15 protein-coding genes are annotated in these 16,810 nt (G+C 64.5%); 4 read left to right on the plus strand and 11 right to left on the minus strand.

Annotated features, from left to right (window positions below; translation table 11 throughout):
- Window positions 1-278: 278 nt before the first annotated feature.
- Genes GGQ67_RS22675 through GGQ67_RS22685 form a run of 3 tightly spaced genes read right to left on the minus strand, consistent with a single transcriptional unit; the run spans window position 279 to window position 3,034 of the window.
- Window positions 279-488 carry a TOBE domain-containing protein gene (locus GGQ67_RS22675; protein ID WP_018898137.1) on the minus strand — a complete coding sequence of 70 codons (210 nt, stop codon included), beginning with the start codon at window positions 486-488 and terminating at the stop codon, window positions 279-281.
- A gap of 57 nt (window positions 489-545) precedes the next feature.
- Window positions 546-2,060 (minus strand): choline-sulfatase, encoded by a 1,515-nt coding sequence (gene betC, locus GGQ67_RS22680; protein ID WP_183902397.1) that lies wholly within the window; start codon window positions 2,058-2,060, stop codon window positions 546-548.
- Window positions 2,061-2,083: 23 nt separating this feature from the next.
- Window positions 2,084-3,034: a choline ABC transporter substrate-binding protein gene (locus GGQ67_RS22685; RefSeq protein WP_183902398.1), complete on the minus strand. Its 951-nt coding sequence runs from the start codon at window positions 3,032-3,034 to the stop codon at window positions 2,084-2,086.
- Window positions 3,035-3,133: 99 nt separating this feature from the next.
- Here GGQ67_RS22685 and GGQ67_RS22690 point away from each other — a divergent pair, with 99 nt between their 5' ends.
- Window positions 3,134-4,033, plus strand: coding sequence for a choline sulfate utilization transcriptional regulator (locus GGQ67_RS22690; RefSeq protein ID WP_183902399.1), 900 nt, complete (start codon window positions 3,134-3,136; stop codon window positions 4,031-4,033).
- Window positions 4,034-4,044: 11 nt separating this feature from the next.
- Here GGQ67_RS22690 and otsA read toward each other — a convergent pair whose 3' ends face one another.
- From otsA to GGQ67_RS22715, 5 genes are all read right to left on the minus strand, one after another.
- Window positions 4,045-5,421 carry an alpha,alpha-trehalose-phosphate synthase (UDP-forming) gene (gene otsA / locus GGQ67_RS22695; RefSeq protein WP_183902400.1) on the minus strand — a complete coding sequence of 459 codons (1,377 nt, stop codon included), beginning with the start codon at window positions 5,419-5,421 and terminating at the stop codon, window positions 4,045-4,047.
- A gap of 58 nt (window positions 5,422-5,479) precedes the next feature.
- Window positions 5,480-6,277 (minus strand): trehalose-phosphatase, encoded by a 798-nt coding sequence (otsB, locus tag GGQ67_RS22700; RefSeq protein WP_183902401.1) that lies wholly within the window; start codon window positions 6,275-6,277, stop codon window positions 5,480-5,482.
- 88 nt (window positions 6,278-6,365) lie between these two features.
- Window positions 6,366-7,898 (minus strand): S10 family serine carboxypeptidase-like protein, encoded by a 1,533-nt coding sequence (locus tag GGQ67_RS22705; protein WP_183902402.1) that lies wholly within the window; start codon window positions 7,896-7,898, stop codon window positions 6,366-6,368.
- 82 nt (window positions 7,899-7,980) lie between these two features.
- Entirely contained in the window at window positions 7,981-9,276 is a 1,296-nt protein-coding gene (locus GGQ67_RS22710) for a CynX/NimT family MFS transporter (RefSeq protein WP_183902403.1), read from the minus strand.
- Window positions 9,273-9,950 (minus strand): FCD domain-containing protein, encoded by a 678-nt coding sequence (locus GGQ67_RS22715; protein ID WP_183902404.1) that lies wholly within the window; start codon window positions 9,948-9,950, stop codon window positions 9,273-9,275. The genes GGQ67_RS22710 and GGQ67_RS22715 overlap by 4 nt, the downstream gene beginning before the upstream one ends.
- An 862-nt stretch (window positions 9,951-10,812) precedes the next feature.
- Here GGQ67_RS22715 and GGQ67_RS22720 point away from each other — a divergent pair.
- Window positions 10,813-11,622, plus strand: a complete 810-nt coding sequence (locus GGQ67_RS22720; RefSeq protein ID WP_183902405.1) for a class II glutamine amidotransferase — start codon at window positions 10,813-10,815, stop codon at window positions 11,620-11,622.
- Here the strand turns inward: GGQ67_RS22720 and coaBC are convergent.
- Together coaBC and GGQ67_RS22730 are read right to left on the minus strand one after the other, a co-directional pair.
- Complete coding sequence (gene coaBC, locus GGQ67_RS22725; RefSeq protein WP_183902406.1) at window positions 11,609-12,820, minus strand: bifunctional phosphopantothenoylcysteine decarboxylase/phosphopantothenate--cysteine ligase CoaBC; 1,212 nt, start codon at window positions 12,818-12,820, stop codon at window positions 11,609-11,611. The two genes, GGQ67_RS22720 and coaBC, sit on opposite strands and share 14 nt — an antisense overlap.
- 91 nt (window positions 12,821-12,911) lie before the next feature.
- Entirely contained in the window at window positions 12,912-13,835 is a 924-nt protein-coding gene (locus tag GGQ67_RS22730; protein WP_183902407.1) for a DMT family transporter, read from the minus strand.
- A gap of 299 nt (window positions 13,836-14,134) precedes the next feature.
- Between GGQ67_RS22730 and GGQ67_RS22735 the strand changes: the two genes are divergently transcribed.
- Window positions 14,135-14,560: a DUF2946 family protein gene (locus GGQ67_RS22735; RefSeq protein WP_246400281.1), complete on the plus strand. Its 426-nt coding sequence runs from the start codon at window positions 14,135-14,137 to the stop codon at window positions 14,558-14,560.
- A 60-nt stretch (window positions 14,561-14,620) separates the two neighbouring features.
- The gene (locus GGQ67_RS22740) at window positions 14,621-15,991 is read left to right on the plus strand and encodes a PepSY-associated TM helix domain-containing protein (RefSeq protein ID WP_183902408.1); all 1,371 of its coding nucleotides are present in this window, start codon (window positions 14,621-14,623) and stop codon (window positions 15,989-15,991) included.
- 60 nt (window positions 15,992-16,051) lie between these two features.
- On the opposite strand, the gene GGQ67_RS22745 is transcribed toward GGQ67_RS22740, so the two are convergent.
- Window positions 16,052-16,801 (minus strand): SDR family oxidoreductase, encoded by a 750-nt coding sequence (locus GGQ67_RS22745; protein WP_183902409.1) that lies wholly within the window; start codon window positions 16,799-16,801, stop codon window positions 16,052-16,054.
- Between the last annotated feature and the right edge of the window lie 9 nt (window positions 16,802-16,810).

The raw sequence follows: 16,810 nt of genomic DNA on the forward strand, positions 1-16,810 counted from the left end.
GTCCTCGCCAACACGCTTCTCGCTGAAAATCGATGCTGGACGCCAAATCCACCTTGACCTTCAACACAGATGCTCATCCGCCTGCCGGCACCTTCCCCCCGCTGGGGGAAGAGACTCGTTGCTGGCCGCTCGCCCCTATCGCCGTCGTCGCTTTAGGTTTTAGGCCTGAATTTCGGGCAAAACGCCGCCACAAGTCCCTTCTCCCCAGCGGGGAGAAGTGCCGGAGCGTAGCGAGGCGATGAGGGGGCCACACGGCACAACCTCACCCCATCACACAATCAATCCACCGCAACCATCACATCCGACGCCTTGACCACGGCATAGGCGTCGGAGCCGACGGTCAGCCCGAGTTCCTTCACCGCCTCGTTGGTGATCGACGACGTCACGATCGAGCCGCCGCCGATATCGATGCGCACATGCGCCGTGGTGGCGCCGAGCGTGATCTCGACGACCTTGCCCTTCAGGCGGTTGCGGGCGCTGATTTTCATGAGAGTTCTCCCTGTTTCGATGGCGGAATCTAGCGATTCGCCACCAAAACGGCAATCTCACTCGCCGCGCGGATAGCGCTGGTTTTCTTCCAGCACGTTCAGGTCCATATGGTTGCGCATGTAGCGTTCCGAGGCGCGCTGCAGCGGCTGGTAGTCCCACGGATAGTAGGCGCCGTTGCGCAGCGCCTCGTAGACCACCCATCGCCGCGCCTGGCTTTCGCGCACGGCGGCGTCGAAGCTTGCAAGGTTCCAGCGCTTCTCCGCCTGCGCGGTCAGATGCGCCAGCGTCTCGGCATAGGCGGGATCATTCGCGAGGTTCTTCAATTCCCTGGGGTCGGCGTCGAGGTCGAAGAGCATCGGCGCGTCCGCGTCGCAGAGCGTCAGCTTGAACTTGCCGTCGCGAAGGCCGACCAGCGGCGCGATCGAGCCTTCGGCCGCGTATTCCATCGGCACCGGCCCGCGCGTACCCGTTCCCTTGGCAAGCGGCGTCAGATCCTCGCCGTCGGTCCAGGGCTTGAGCTTGGTGATGTCGATGCCGGCAAGCGCCGCCAGCGTCGGCGTCACGTCGAGCGTCGAGACCGGTTGGCTGACGAGCTTCGGCTCCCAGCCGGGTGCGGCAATCGCCAGCGGCACGCGCGCCGAACCGTCGAAGAAGCACATCTTGAACCAGAGACCGCGCTCGCCCAGCATGTCGCCGTGGTCGGAGACGAAGAGGATGACGGTATCCTCGGCCATCCGCCCGCGCTCGAGAACGTCGAGCAGCTCGCCGACCTTCTCGTCGATATAGGAGATGTTGGCGAAATAGCCGCGCCGTGCGTTGCGCACCTGCTCGCGGGTGATCTCGAAGGCGTCATGGTCGCAGGCTTTCAGAAGCCGCTGCGAATGCTGGTCCTGCTCCTCGAACGGGATCGTGCCGACTTCAGGGTCGAGGTGAGGGCAGTCCTCGTAGAGATCCCAGAACTTGCGCCGCGCCACATAGGGATCGTGCGGATGCGTGAAGCTCACCGTCAGGCACCAGGGACGGTCGTCCTGCCGGCGCGAGAGATCGTAGAGCTTGCGGGTCGCGTTGTAGGCGACCTCGTCGTCATATTCCATCTGGTTGGTGATTTCGGCCACGCCCGCGCCCGTCACCGAGCCGAGATTGTGGTACCACCAGTCGATGCGCTCGCCGGGCTTGGTATAATCGGGCGTCCAGCCGAAATCGGCGGGATAGATATCGGTCGTCAGCCGCTCCTCGAAGCCGTGCAGCTGGTCGGGTCCGACGAAGTGCATCTTGCCCGAAAGTGCTGTGTGATATCCCGCCGCGCGCAGATGATGCGCGAAGGTCGGGATATCGGAAGCGAATTCGGCGGCGTTGTCGTAGACGCGGGTGCGGCTCGGCAGCTGGCCGGACATGAAGGAGGCGCGTGCCGGCGCGCAGAGCGGACTTGCCGTATAGGTGTTGGCGAAGCGCACGGAGCGCTTCGCCAGGGCTTTGAGATGCGGCGCGTGAAGAAACTCGGCCGGCCCGTCGGGAAACAGCGTCCCGTTATACTGGTCGACCATCAGGATGAGAAAATTCGGGCGCGACATGCTGGGTATAGGTCCTTGAAGTATCAGAGGCCGAGGGAGGTCTTGACTGCGTCCGCGGCGGGCTTGCCGTCAAGCGTCGTGACGCCGGACAGCCACGGGTCGACGGCGGTCGGATTGGCCTTCAGCCAGGCGCTTGCCGCCGCCTTCGGGTCCTCGCCGCCGAGGATCGAGCCCATCAGCGAGTTTTCCATGCTGATGTCGAACTTCAGGTTCTTCATCAGCGTCGCCGCGTTCGGGCATTTCGCCGACCAGCCGGTGCGCGCCAGCGTATACACCTCGGCGCCGCCGAAATTCGGGCCGAAATAGGCGTCACCGCCGGAGAGATAGGTGATCTGGAACTTCTCGTTCATCGGATGCGGCGCCCAGGCAAGGAACACCACGGCGCCCTTGTCCTTGGAAGCGCGCTCGACCTGCGCCAGCATCGCCTGCTCGCCCGATTCCACCAGCTTCCAATCCTTGAGACCGAAATCGTTGGCGTCGATCATCTTCTGGATATTGCCGTTGGCGGGCGCGCCCGGCTCGATGCCGTAGATCTGCTTGCCGAAGTCGTCGCCGAACTTCTGCAGGTCGGCGAAATCCTTGACGCCCTTGTCGGCCAGGTAGCTCGGCACGGCGAGCGTGAACTTCGCGCCCTCGAGGTTCTTGTTCATCACTTCGATCGCCTTGGCGGCGTTGAGGTCGTCGATGAAGGCTTTCTGCGCCGGCATCCAGTTGCCGAGGAAGACGTCGATCTCGCCGTTCTTCATCGACTGGTAGCCGATCGGAACCGAGAGCGTCTTGACGTCGGGCTCGTAGCCTAGCGCCGTCAGGATGACCGATGTGACGCCATTGGTGGCGGTGATGTCGGTCCAGCCAGGATCGGACATGCGGATGACCTTGCACGATGCGTCGTCGGCGGCGGCGGCCGAGCCGACGGCAAGAGCGGAAAGCACGACGCCGGTGGCAAGACGGCGGATAAAGGATATTGCTGTCATCTCATTTCCCCTTTTTTGTCATTTGATAGTTTTATTGAACAACACTAGCATCGTCCCTGTGAAGGCAGCTTTTTTCAATGGTTCCCAACAGGATTTTTTATGGCAGAGCGGCCGATCGATCTGGGATGGATGCGCATTTTCGCGGAGATCGGCGGTGCCGGCAGCCTGTCGGCCGCAGCCGGCGCGCTCGGCCTGACGCAGCCGGCCGTCAGCTACCAGATCCGCCGGCTGGAAGAGCAGATCGGCGTCACGCTGCTCAGGCGCCAGCACCGCGGTGTCGAGCTCACGCCCGAGGGACAGCGTCTTTTCGATCTGGTCGCAAGAAGCGTCGATGAGATCGACCAGCTGACGCGCAGGCTGCGCAGCGAGAAGGAGCGCCCCTCGATCCGCCTGCATACGGACTACGCCTTTTCCGCGCTCTGGCTCATTCCGCGCATGCACGCCTTTCGTCTCGTTCATCCGGATACGGATATCCAGATCATCGCCACGCAGCGCATGGAGCGTCATCGTTCCGGCGAGGGCGACGTCTCCGTCGTCTTCGGCACCCGCGCCGAATTCGGCCGCGATGCGAAACTGCTGCTGCCGGAAAAGGTGGCGCCCGTCTGCAGCCCCGGCTTCATCGAGCGCAACGGCCCCTTTGAGACGCCCGCCGATCTCGCCCGCAACCGCCTCATCCACCTCGACACGGCGGCGCCATCGCCCTGGTTCGACTGGCGCAGCTATTTCGCCGAACTCGGTGTCGGGCGCGAGGCCTTTGCCGGGCAGGGCGATCTCAGCTTCAACACCTATTCGCTGGTGGTGCAGGCTGCCCTTGGCGAACAGGGTTTGGCGCTCGGCTGGATGGGCCTGGTCGACACGCTGCTGTCGACCGGCATCCTCTCGCTCGCCGGGCCGACACTGGAGGCGCCGGATCGCGGCTATTTCCTGCTGCGGCCGAAAAGCCGCTCGCCCGGGAGCGACGAGCTCGGCGCCTGGATGCTGGCCGAAGCCGGTCTCTGACATCGCTGTCTTCAGGCCGCCAGATCCTGCAGGAAATCGTCGCACCAGCGCGAGACGTCGTGGACGGTGAGATAATCCATCATCCGCTGCCACCGCTCCTTGCGCTCCTCGAGCGACATGTTGAGCGCCCGCGCCAGCGTATTGGCGGTTCCCTCGATGTCGTAGGGATTGACCAGCAGCGCCCCTTTGAGCTCGCGCGCGGCGCCGGCGAAGCGCGATAGAACCAGCACGCCGGGATCGTCGGGGTCCTGCGCCGCCACATATTCCTTGGCGACGAGGTTCATCCCGTCGCGAAGCGGCGTGACGAGGCCCACCTTGGCGAGCCGGTACAGCCCGGCCAGGATCGGCCGGCTGAGCGAGCGGTTGATGTAGCGGATCGGCACCCAGTCCACGGTGCCGAGCGCACCGTTCACGCGCCCCGCCTGTTCGGCGACCGTGCGCTGCATCTGCTCGTATTCGGGCACCTCCGAGCGCGATTTCGGCGTCACCTGCAGGTAGGTTACGTTGCGCTGGTGGGCGGGGTTGTTCAAGACGAAGCGCTCGAAGGCGTCGATGCGCTGCGTCAGCCCCTTTGAGTAATCGAGCCGGTCGACGCCGATGATCAGGTCGCGGCCCTCGATGCTCTGGCGCGCCTTGTGCACCATGGCGTGGCTGACGGCCTTGCGGGCGAAGTTGGCGAAGGCTTCGGTCTCGATCCCGATGCCATAGGCGCCGCCCTTGAAGATCTTGTCGCCGGAGTTGAAGCGGCCATCGCCGAGCGCGTCGCCCATCTCCTCGCGGCGCAGGCAGCCGGCGAAATTCTCAAGGTCGTGGTCGGTCTGGAAGCCGACGAGATCGTAGGCGGCAAGCCCGCGCATGATCTCCTCATGCACAGGCATGGTGAAGAGCACGTCCGCCGGCGGCCAGGGAATATGGTGGAAGAAGCCGATCCGGTTCTTCACGCCCATCTGCCGCAGCTCGGCGGCAAGCGGGATCAGGTGGTAGTCGTGAATCCAGATCGTGTCGTCGGGTTCCAGCATCGGCGCCAGGCGGTGCGCGAAGAAGCGGTTGACGCGGAAGTAGCCCGTCATCTCCTTGCGCCCGTATTCCGCCAGATCCAGCCGGTAGTGGCAGATCGGCCAGAGCACGCGGTTGGCGAAGCCGAAGTAATATTCCTCGACGTCCTTTTCGGTGAGGTCGGTCAGCGCATAGGTGATGCGGCCGTCCTCGCTGATATGCAAAGGACCCGGTTCCGTGTCGCCGCTCGATTTGCCCGACCAACCCATCCAGATGCCGCCGCGCTCCTGCAGCGCGGCCTGCAGGGCCACGGCAAGACCGCCGGCCGCCGCTGCCGCGCCGCCCTTTTCGGGAACGGGGACACGGTTGGAAACGATGACAAGACGGCTCACGCAATATTCCTTTCAAAAACGGCAGTACGCAAAAATGGCAATCGGTAAGGCGCGATCGTCAAACGGCCAGATGCGCGATGAGTTCCCTGAGAGCGACCGCGGTCGGCAGCGTCAGTTGAGCCGCCGTACCTGATAGCGGCGCGCCGACGCGGATCGAATGGCCGCCCAGCCGGTTGGCGACGTGGAACATCGCCTCGTCGGTGATGTCGTCGCCGATGGCGATCGGACGGCGACCGGCAAACGGTGCTTCGGAGAGGAAGGTCTCGACGGCGTGGCCCTTGTCGGCGCTGGCGGGACGAATTTCGAGCACCATCTTGCCTCGCTGCAGCGTCCAGTTTTCGCCGGCCTTGGCGAGGAATTCCTCCATCAACGGCTCGAGTTCGGCCTGCCGCCGCGGCGCCAGCCGGTAGTGGGCCGCGACAGCGGCCCCCTTGTCCTCGATCAGCACGCCGTCGAAGCTGGACGTCGCCTTGCGCAGCTCCGCCTTGAGTGTCTCGAATTGCGCCGTCGGCTCGGCCCGGTCGATCCGGCCATCCGCGCGGCGCAGTTCCGCCCCGTGCAGGCCGGCGATCGGAAAGCTGTAGGGGGCAAACAGCGCGTCGGCGTAGGGCAGCGCCCGGCCGGTCACCAGCGCGACGGCGCCATCGAGCTTGCGCGACAGCTGGTCGAGCTGCTGCGGCAGGGCGGGGGGCACGACAATGCCATCGGGCGTGTCGGCGAGATCGAGCAAGGTGCCGTCGATATCGAGAAACAGCGCCCAGTCGGCGGCCGAGGACCGGAGCAGATTGAACAGAAACGAGGTCCCGGAAACCTGCTGCGGCTTCAAGATTCTGGATGGCTGCGCTTGATAGGACATGCGGTCTAGATGTGGCAGGAAACCCCGATGACAACCCTAAAGAGTCATGAGCCCACCTGGCACGGGCTCGCCGGGGCGTTCGCGAAGCTCAATCGCCCGGCATGGAAGGGACACTGGCCGCATAGAAGGCCTTGGCGTCGCGCGTGAACAAAGCGGCCTGATCACTGCGTGTATAGAACATGTGCCCGCCCTGATAGACCTTCAGGCCGACCCTGTTTTCGGCAAGCGATGCCGGCAGATGATCGACGACATAGCGGCTGACGCCATAGGGCGTGACGAGATCGCTGTAGCCGTGCGCGATCAGCAGACGGAAGCTCGGAACGGCGGCCAAGAATTGCCTGATATCGTCGGTGACGCTTGCCTGCAGGCGCGAGCCCCCGCCACGACGGCCTCCCCATTCCCACTGGCGGTTCACGTCGCTGTCGAGCAACGAGTAGGTCATCTCGGTCTTGAAGCCGAGTTCGTTGCGGGCGTAGTCGGCAAACGCGCCGCCATAGGCTCGGGTGAAGCCGTCGAGAATGGCGTCGTCGCCACGCGCGTCGGATGTCTCCGGAAACGCATCGGGCGTCATGAAGGCCGCGTCATAGGGGCTGGCCACCAGCCCGTCGCTCTTGCCGACCTGCTTGGCGAAGGCATTGCCGAGAAAGCCGCGGTTCTTTTCCACGACATCCTCGGGAATGCCGGTCATCGCCGACAGCTTGGAATAGAACGCCTTTGCCGCGTCACCCGTTGGCGCCGGCCCCGCCAGCGTCGTCAGATATTCGCCGAGCGCGAACCGTTCTGCCTCGCGCTGTTTCGTCTCGTCGAAGGCCTTTCGCCGATCCATTTCGGCCGCCGCCAGCGACGGCAACTCCAGCGCCGCGCCGAGCGCGAACTCGTCCGCGCCGAACATCAGCTGCCCCTCGATGAGCGGCGACAGCATGAGCGCACCCGAGACGATGATGCCCTGCGTGTCCTTGAGCGCGCTTGCCACCTTGGCCGCCCGGAAGCCGCCATAGCTCTCGCCCAGCAGATACTTCGGCGAGGCCGCCCGGTTATTGTGGGTGACGTAGAGTGCGATCGCCTTGGCCACGCTCTCGGCGTCGGCATTCACATTGTAGTATTTGGCCGCGTCATCGGGCTTCACCGTCCGGCTCCAGCCGGTACCAACAGGGTCGATCAGCACGAGGTCGGTGAAGTCGAGCCAGCTGTTCGGGTTGTCGACCAGCCGGGCTTTCGCGCCATCGTCCCCCTTCGGTCCGAAGTCGACGATCCGTGGTCCGACGAGACCGAGATGCAGGAAGGCCGAGGCTGCGCCCGGACCACCGTTGAAGACGAAGGTCAGCGGCCGGTTGGGTTCGCCATCCTTCTTGACGTAGGCGGTATAGAAGATCGCCGCCGTCTGCGCGCCGTCCTGCCCGAACATGTCGAGCGTTCCGGCGGTCGCGGTATAGGCGAGCTTGCGGCCGTCGATGGTGATCTCCTGCTGGGTGATCGAATCGGACGGCAGCAGCTTCAGGACCCCGTCGCGCGATCCGCCGGACGACGGCGCGGGGCCTTGCGCGTAGGTCAGGGATGGGGTGACTGCGGCGATGAGTCCGGAGGCTAGAACGGTGGCCAGGACAAGGGATCGAAAGCGCACGACTATTCCTCCGCGGATGCCATTTTGGCGCGGAGCCTAGCATTGGCTGCGCCGGAGATGGCATCAACAGATGGTGAAGGCCTCAATCGGCGGTCTTCTTGACCGTCCGCGCGTTCACATGCTGCGCGCGCCCGGCGTTCCAGCCGTTGATGGCGGCCCCCGTGCCGAGCGCCACGAACAGCACCGCGGTCCAGGCGAAACTCCCGGTCCAGCCGCGGATGAGGCCAACGACGAGCGGGCCGATGGCGGCAAGCAGATAGCCGACGCATTGCGCCATGCCGGAAAGATGCGCCGCTACGTGCGGGTCGCGCGAGCGCAGAACGATGGTGGTCATCGCCGCCGCGATCAACCCGCCCTGGCCGATCCCCTGAAGCACGGCCCAGAACCAGACCGTCGAAAGCGGCGCGAAGAGGAGCCCGAGCAGCGCCACCACGGCGACGACGCAGAGCGTCGCGTTGATCACGCGCTGATCCTTGCCGCGCACCGCGATCTGCGGCGCGACAAGGCAGGACGCCGCCTGCACCATGACCGACACGGAAACGATCGCGCCGGCGGTGACGCCATCCATGCCGCGCTCGCGCAGGATCGGCACCAGCCAGCCGAAGACGCAGTAGGCCAGCGCCGACTGCAGCCCCATGAACAGTGTCACCTGCCACGCAAGCCTGTCCCGCCACAGCCCCTCGACCGAAAAGCCGCTGCGCTTGACCTGCGTTTTCGTCGACAGCACCTGCGGCAGCCAGATCAGGCCGACGACGAGGGCGGGCAGGGCCCAGATCGCAAGTGCCGCCGCCATCGAGCCGCCGAAGGCGCGCTCCAGCGGCAGCGTCAAGCCCGCCGCGCCGGCCGCGCCCGCGCACAGCGCCATCGTGTAGAAACCCGTCATCAGCGCCGCGCGGTCGGCGAAATCCCGCTTCACCAGACCGGGCAGCAGAACATTGCCGACGGCGATGCAGGCGCCGGCGAGCGCCGAACCGATGAACAGAAGCGGGATGGAGGAAAACCCGCGCAGCGCCGTTCCGAGCGCCAGCAGCAACAGCACGCCGAGCAGCGTCCGCTCGGCGCCGAAGCGTTGCGCGAGCTTCGGCGCCAGCGGCGAAAAGGCGCCGAGGCAAACGACAGGCAGTGTCGTTAGCAGGCTGGTGCCCAGTGCCGACAGGCCGAGCTCGCTGCGGATTTCCGGCAGCAGCGCCGAGGCGCTTGAAAACAGCGGCCGCAGATTGAAGGCGATCAGCACGAGGCTGACGCCGAGCACGATCCGCCCCGTCGCGCTCGTTCCCATCGGCGGCTGCGGCTGCGGCACGCTGTCGGCTTCCGCATCGATCAGCTGTTCATCGGCGTGATCGTAAAGATGGGCGGCGTCTTGCGAAGGCGAGGTCATGAAAGGATCATCCGGTCGAGGGCTGTGATTACGGGAGCCATGAAGCCGCGCACCGCCGCATCCGCCTTTTCGGCATCGCCGGTGGCGATCGCGTCGATGATGGCGGCGTGCGCCTGCATGTCGGGCTCGGGAATATCCGCGCCCAGCGTCGCCTCGATGGTCTCGGCGATCGAGGCGGAAAAGAAGTCGTAGATCTCGATCATGGCGCGATTTTCGGACGCGGCGATCACCGCCTTGTGGAAGGCGAGATCGCGCTCGATGAAGGCTGTCTTGTCGCCGCCTTCGAAATTGCCGCGGCTGGCGAGCAGCGCGCGCAGCGTGGCGATCGTCCGTGGCGTGTGGCGCAGCGCCGCCAGTCTGGCTGCCTCGACGTCGAGCGCGCATCGTGCCTCGAAGAGATCGCGCAGTCCGGCGCGCCGCGCCATGGTCAGCGGCAATGCGGTATCTGTGGTCGACAGCACATAGGTTCCCGACCCCTGCCGTGTCTCGAGCAAGCCTTGAGAGACGAGCACCCGCACCGCCTCGCGGACCGTGCCGCGACTGACGGAGAGCATCGCGGAAAGGGCCGCTTCGTTGGGCAGCTTGTCGCCGACGGCCCAGCGCTTGGCGAGAATCTCGGCGCGGATCGCTTCCGTAGCGGTCTCCGCGAGATTGATTTTCGAAAGTGGTTGCACGGACGCCTCATAAAGTCATCTGATGACTTTATGAATATGCTCCGCGAGCATCGTCGTCAATCTCGGGCTGGCATGCGAGACTCCAAAATGGAAAAAGGGCCGCGCTAGCGACCCTTTCCATGAGTTTTGGCCTGTAAACCGGCCGGACCGCTATGGCGATCCCAGGAAGGCGGGTTTCAGAGCGAGGGCTGCCTCGCCTTCGTCACCACTTCCAAGCCCGTTACGAGGTCCGAAATCTCATTAGACATTGGATCACCTTCCTTTCGTTCTGTTTCCGATAGAAGAAAGGTAAGAGCATTTCAGCGGGATGCAAGGCCTAATTTGGTGGTAATGGAAATTGCAACCAAGGGATGATATTGCTTGCGCCGTGAGTGGCAAAGCAGCGTCCGCCGCGCCAGCCGGCGGGATCGGGGAAGATGGGCAACCTCGACCGCGGCGATCGGCCTCGCCCTCTCACAAGGAGGTGAGCTATGTGGTTTCCACTTAGCATCACGTTTAGGGTAAGAAAAACCCGGACCAGCTGGCTGCTAGAGGTCCGGGTCAATGTCAAAGCCTAAGCAAGTGGAAGGCAGGCGCCAACCTGCCTTCCACTCCTTGAATATAAGCCATTCCCTCATTTTCATCAAGACACCGCGCGCAATGCTGGCAGTACGCACACGGTTCGCCGGCCGCCGGCCACAACCCCATTCACAAAACAAAATGCTGCATGGCGGAAGTTGATCGCCGTCAATGTCGGAAAAACGTCATGTTCGGGTTGCAAGGCACATCCTTGTTTAGTTCTTATTAACCATCGGATTCGACAATCGTCGATGCGTTTCAGCATTGTCCCGCCACGATCCCGGCGGGTTGCGGAGTGAATAGCATGTGTCGCTGGGCAGCCTATCGCGGAGAACCCCTCTATCTGGAGGAGCTTGTCTCGTCGCCCGCGCATTCCCTCATCGAGCAATCCCACTGCGCCACCCGCGCCAAGACGGCGACGAACGGCGATGGCTTCGGCATCGCATGGTACGGCGATCACCCCGAGCCCGGCCGCTATCGCGACACGCTTCCTGCCTGGTCCGATTGCAACCTGAAAAGCCTGGCGCGGCAGATCCGCTCGCCGTTGTTTCTCGCCCATGTCCGGGCCGCGACCGGCGGCGGCACGCGGCGGGACAATTGTCATCCCTTCGTCTTTTCCAACTGGTCCTTCATGCACAACGGCCAGATAGCGGGCTTCGAGCGCCTTCGCCGGTCGATGGAGGCGATGCTTGATGATGATCTCTTCAACGCGCGTGGCGGCACCACCGATTCCGAACTGATGTTCCTGTTGGCGCTTCAGTTCGGCCTGCGCCAGACGCCGATCGCGGCGATGTCGGAAATGATCCGCTTCGTCGAAAGTCTGTCGGAGAACATTCTCGGCTCCACGCTGGTGCGCTACACCGCCGCCTTTTCCGATGGCAATGCGCTCTATGCCATCCGCTACGCGACCGATCGCAAGGCGCCGACACTCTATGCGTCTCCAGTCGGCAACGGCTATTGCCTCGTCTCCGAGCCGCTCAACGACGATGTCGATGCCTGGGCGGAAATTCCCGATGGCAGCGCGGTTACGCTGACCGATAGCGGCCTCGACGTCGCGCCGTTCCAGCCGCTCGTGGCGCCGGCCAAATCAGCGCCCGTCGCTATCCCCGCCTGAGCCGTTCGGCGATCAGCTCCGCAAGCTTGGTCGCGACATCCTCCTTGGCCATGTCTGGCCATTGATCGATGCCGTCGTGGGTGACGATCCTGACGCGGTTGCGCACGCCGCCCATGATGCCGGTCGCGGGCGACACGTCGTTGGCGACGATCATGTCGGCGCCCTTGCGCTCGAGCTTGTTTTTCGCATTGCTGTCGATATCCTGCGTCTCGGCGGCGAAGCCGATCACCAGCTTCGGACGCAGCGTGTGATGCCCGATCGTCTTCAGGATGTCGGGGTTTTCGGTGAGCGCCAGCGTCGGAATGGATTCGCCCGGATTCTTCTTGATCTTCTGGTCGGACGCGGATGCCACCCGCCAGTCCGCCACCGCCGCGACCATTACCGCGATATCGGCGGGCAGCGCGGTCAGCACCGCATCGCGCATATCCTCGGCCCGCTCGACGTGAATGGTCTTCACACCAGCGGGGTCGGCGATCGTCACCGGCCCGGAAACCAGCGTCACCTCCGCTCCAAGCCTTGCAAGCGCCGACGCGATCGCGTGGCCCTGCCGGCCGGACGAGCGGTTGGCGATATAGCGCACCGGATCGATCGGCTCATGCGTCGGCCCCGATGTGACGATCGCCTTGCGTCCGGCAAGCGGCTTCGGGCTGGTATCGAGTAATCGCTCCGCCGCGGCGACGATATCCAGAGGTTCGGCCATGCGGCCCATGCCGGCTTCGCGGCTTTCCGCCATCTCGCCGGACATCGGCCCGATGAAATGAATGCCGTCACTATTGAGTGTCGCGACGTTCCGCCTGGTCGCGGCGTTGCTCCACATATGCGGGTTCATCGCCGGCGCCAAGAGCACCGGCCGGTCGGTGGCAAGCAGCACCGTCGAGGCGAGATCGTCGGCCAGCCCGTTCGCCATCTTCGCCATCAGATCGGCGGTCGCCGGCGCCACCACCACGACGTCGCACTCGCGTGCCAGCCGGATATGGCCGACATCCTGCTCGTCCTGCCGTGAAAACAGATCGGTGAATACGTGGTCGGCGGCGAGCGCCCCGACGGCAAGCGGTGTCACGAACTGCTGCGCGCCCGATGTCATCACCGGCCGGACCGAGGCGCCGCGCTCGCGAAGGCGTCGGATCAGATCGAGGCTTTTATAAGCCGCGATGCCGCCGGAGATGATGAGGAGGATGCGTTTGCCGCCGAGAACCATGTCTTCCGTCCAACCTGGAATTGATTGGGAAGACCCTAAGCCTTTGGCGGATAATAAGCAATCGGCTCGCGCCGCCACGTCGTGCCGCCGCTTACGCGTGCTGCTGTTGCCTGACATGGCTGAAGACCGCGATCGCCATGCCGACACCCGCAAGCTGCAGCAAGGAGCCGCCTGCTTCGGCAAGCGTCGGAAGCCGCTGTTCGAAGACGAAGCCGAAGATCAGGCCGAACACGGTTTCGGCGACGATCAGCTGCGCGGCGAGCGCCAGCGGCAAGCGCTTCGAGGCGATCATCCATAAAAGCGTGGCGAGCCACGCGCCGGCAAGCCCCATGATCAGCGACCACAGCACAAACCGCATCAGGTCGATGTCGGTATAGACGATGGGCGTGTTCAGCGATGTCAACGGGATGAGCACGAGGCTGCCGAGCCCGGCGCCAATGCCCTGCAGTCCCGTCCATTGCAGGATGTCGGGCGCATCGGGCGATTGCATCGTGGCGGTACTGGCCAGCCCGTAGACGACCCAGAGGACGAGGCCGATCGCCGCCGATGCGATACCGTAGACGATCATCGCCCGGTCGCCCGTCGGCGTCGATGCGAAAACGGAGACGTTCACCCAGGCGATTCCGGCCGCGATCAGCATCAGCGGCAGCGCAAGCAGCCGCCATGAAACGGAACGGTCGCGGAAATTGGCGATCATCGCCAGGATCACGGGCATGGTTCCGATCACCAACGGCGGAATGGCCGCTCCCGCGAACCGCACCGCATAGGCGACGCTGACGAAGTAGCCGACATAGCCGATGCCGCCGAGCAGCAGCGCCGTGATCATCGGCCGGGGCTTGATACCGCGTGGCCGGAAGCGCGGATGCACCATCAGCGCCACGCTGGTGAGCGCGAACAGGCCGTATCGCGCCACGGTGAGGTCGAGCGTCGTGAACGGCGCGATGGCGCGCGGCACGACAAATGTCAGCCCCCACAAGGCGCAGGTGGCGATGCCGCTGAGAATGCCGAACAGCATGGAGGTCTCCGGAACGGATGGAGCCGCGTGAAATGGAAGGAAGCGGATAGTCGAGAAGCTACGAATGCCACCATGCCTGATCTCGCGCCGCGACAAGCGTCCACCTACGACATGAGACGGGCGGAAGGGGATAGCTGAGCGCACGTCGTTTCAGAACGCCGAGGACCGAAGTGGCCAAAGGTCGCATCATCGGATGGATTCAATCTAACCATATGATTAGATTGAATATAATCGCATGTCGCGGCATCTGGCGCAAGCGTGACATTGTCGGCGCGCTGTGGCATGCAGCGGATATGGGGATGATCAGGACAGTTCTGCGGGACAGGGTATCGGCAAGCGCCATCACGCTGCTCGTCGCCTGCATTCTGCTGATCCAGGGCCTGATCTCCGGGCAGGCGCAGGGCGCCATGGCGGCATCCGCCGTCGATCCCCTGGGCTCGATCTGCACCATGATGGGCCAAAGCGCCATCGACGGCGTGGATCGTCTCGAAAACAGCGACGGCGCGTCGCATGGAAAGTCGCATGGCAAGGCCGCCGATTGTCCGTGCTCGACCTTGTGCCGGCTCGCGGCTCACCCGGCGCCGGCCATCCTGGGCGCCGACAGCGCGATCCTCCACGTCGATGCCATCGGTATCGCCCCCGTCGTCCTTTCCGCCGGCAACGCCATAACACCTACCCTGCGTGGCCTGATCGGCGAGCCCCGGGCGCCACCGCCGATCTCCTGACGTCCGATTGCCGGCGCCTCATCCGTGCCGGCTTCATTCTTGATCGTTAGGAGACACATCATGTCCGATTTCACCATCGGTCGGGACAGCGCGAGCGCCGCCGTGCATTCCCCGTCCGATCTCTACCGCGCCGTCTGGCGCTGGCATTTCTACGCCGGGCTTCTCGTCCTGCCCTTCCTGCTCTCGCTGGCCGTCACCGGCGCGCTCTATCTGTTCAAGGACGAGATCGACAACGTCGTCCATGCCGATCTGAAGCGCGTCGCGGTCAGCGAGCAGGCAACGCGGCCGCCATCCGCCATGGTGGAGGCCGCACTTGCCGCCTATCCCGGCACGGCAATCAAGTTCACCGATCCCGTCGATCCCGGGGCATCGGCGGAGATCACCGTCAACACTGCCGATAAGGGCAATATCGCCGTCTATGTCGATCCCTATGGCGGCAAGGTTCTGGGCTCGCTTCCCGATCGCGGCACGGTCATGTGGACGATCCGCTATCTCCATAGCCTCAAATATTTCGGCTCCTTCGCACGGGCGATGATCGAGATCACCGCCGGTTGGGCCATCCTGCTCGTCGGCACCGGCATCTATCTCTGGTGGCCGCGCAAGCAGACCGGTGGCGTTCTCAGCGTTCGCGGCACGCCCCGCAAGCGCGTCTTCTGGCGCGATACCCACGCGGTTCTCGGCCTTTTCGTCGGCGGCTTTATCGTCTTCCTGGCGGTCACCGGCATGCCGTGGTCCGGCGTGTGGGGCGCCAAGGTCAACGAGTGGGCGAACGGCAGCAACTTCGGCTACCCGGCCGGTGTCCGTATCGCCGTGCCCATGTCGGGCGAACATATGGAACACGTCGCGAAGACCACCTGGTCGCTCGAGCAGGCGCAGGTCCCGCAGTCGTCGGGCGATAGCGAGGGTGCGGCGCCGATCGGTCTCGATGAGGCCGTCGCCACCTTCGACCGCCTCGGCCTGCAGCGCGGCTATGCCGTCAATATTCCGACGGATGCGATGGGCGTCTATACCGGTTCGGTCTATCCGGACGATCTCTCCAAGCAGCGCGTCGTGCACCTCGATCAGTTTACCGGAAAGCCGCTGATCGACATGAGCTACGCCGATTACGGACCGCTCGGCAAGGCGCTGGAGTGGAGTGTCAACGTCCATATGGGACAGCAGTACGGACTGGCCAACCAGCTCGTCCTGCTCGCCGCCTGCGTCGCCATCGTGCTGCTGGCGGTATCGGCCGGCGTCATGTGGTGGAAGCGCCGCCCGGCGGGCTCGCTCGGCGTCCCGCCCATGCCGTCGGACAAGCGGGTGTTCCGCGGGCTAATCGCCATCCTCGTCATCGGCGGCATCATCTTCCCGCTGGTCGGCCTGTCGCTCGTCGTCATGCTGGTGCTCGACTGGATCTACGTGAGAACCCGCCGCCGGCGCCGCGTTGCATGACGGCGATCCGGGGAAGCACCGCCCATGGCGCTTCCCCGGATCGATATTCGTCGCGCTCTTTCAGAGATTGCTCATCCCGCCGTCGATGACGAGTTCGCTGCCGACGATGTAGGCGGCCTCGTCGGAGGCGAGGAAGATCACGGTCTTGGCGACCTCGGCGGCGTCGCCGAAGCGGCCGACCGGGATCTGCGACTGGATATGGTCGGCCATCGCCTTCGAATCCGCTTCCGATGCGCCGAGCTTGCTGTAGAGCGGCGTGGCGATCGGGCCGGGGCTGACGGCGTTGACGCGGATGCCGCGGCCGATCAGTTCGCCCGACAGCGTCTTGGCGAGCGTCAAGAGCGCGCCCTTGGTCAGCGAATAGACGCTGGAGTTCGGCATGCCGATATGCGCGTTGATCGAGGTGTTGAGCACGATCGCGGCCTGCTTGGAAAAGATCGGCAGCAAAGCCTGGATCAGGAAGAACGGACCCTTGACGTTGATCGCGATCGACTTGTCGAAGGCGGCCTCGCTCCATTGCTCCACCGGGCCGAACTCGGCCACGCCGGCATTGACGAACAGGATGTCGAGATGGCCGAAGGCTTGTCTGATCGCTTCGGCGACGACCTGCTGCCCGGCGACATTGCCGGCATCGGCCTGGATGACGAGTGCCTTGTCGCCGAGTTCGGCGCGGGCGGCGGCGACGCTGTTGGCGCTACTGCCGGTGATGGCGACGCGCGCGCCCTCGGCGATGAACTGGCGGGCGGTTTCCAGGCCGATGCCGCTGGTGCCGCCGGTGATGAGGGCAGTCTTGTTCTGAAGGCGTGACATGGATTGAGA

It is taken from the genome of Rhizobium metallidurans (assembly GCF_014196505.1).
Taxonomy (GTDB): Bacteria; Pseudomonadota; Alphaproteobacteria; order Rhizobiales; family Rhizobiaceae; genus Rhizobium; species Rhizobium metallidurans.

What these genes read in the sequence shown, in the direction of transcription:
- GGQ67_RS22675 (WP_018898137.1), bottom strand. Translation starts at nt 488, where the DNA reads ATGAAAATCAGCGCCCGCAACCGCCTGAAGGGCAAGGTCGTCGAGATC.
- betC (WP_183902397.1), bottom strand. Translation starts at nt 2,060, where the DNA reads ATGTCGCGCCCGAATTTTCTCATCCTGATGGTCGACCAGTATAACGGG.
- GGQ67_RS22685 (WP_183902398.1), bottom strand. Translation starts at nt 3,034, where the DNA reads ATGACAGCAATATCCTTTATCCGCCGTCTTGCCACCGGCGTCGTGCTT.
- GGQ67_RS22690 (WP_183902399.1), top strand. Translation starts at nt 3,134, where the DNA reads ATGGCAGAGCGGCCGATCGATCTGGGATGGATGCGCATTTTCGCGGAG.
- otsB (WP_183902401.1), bottom strand. Translation starts at nt 6,277, where the DNA reads ATGTCCTATCAAGCGCAGCCATCCAGAATCTTGAAGCCGCAGCAGGTT.
- GGQ67_RS22710 (WP_183902403.1), bottom strand. Translation starts at nt 9,276, where the DNA reads ATGACCTCGCCTTCGCAAGACGCCGCCCATCTTTACGATCACGCCGAT.
- GGQ67_RS22720 (WP_183902405.1), top strand. Translation starts at nt 10,813, where the DNA reads ATGTGTCGCTGGGCAGCCTATCGCGGAGAACCCCTCTATCTGGAGGAG.
- coaBC (WP_183902406.1), bottom strand. Translation starts at nt 12,820, where the DNA reads ATGGTTCTCGGCGGCAAACGCATCCTCCTCATCATCTCCGGCGGCATC.
- GGQ67_RS22730 (WP_183902407.1), bottom strand. Translation starts at nt 13,835, where the DNA reads ATGCTGTTCGGCATTCTCAGCGGCATCGCCACCTGCGCCTTGTGGGGG.
- GGQ67_RS22735 (WP_246400281.1), top strand. Translation starts at nt 14,135, where the DNA reads ATGATCAGGACAGTTCTGCGGGACAGGGTATCGGCAAGCGCCATCACG.
- GGQ67_RS22740 (WP_183902408.1), top strand. Translation starts at nt 14,621, where the DNA reads ATGTCCGATTTCACCATCGGTCGGGACAGCGCGAGCGCCGCCGTGCAT.
- GGQ67_RS22745 (WP_183902409.1), bottom strand. Translation starts at nt 16,801, where the DNA reads ATGTCACGCCTTCAGAACAAGACTGCCCTCATCACCGGCGGCACCAGC.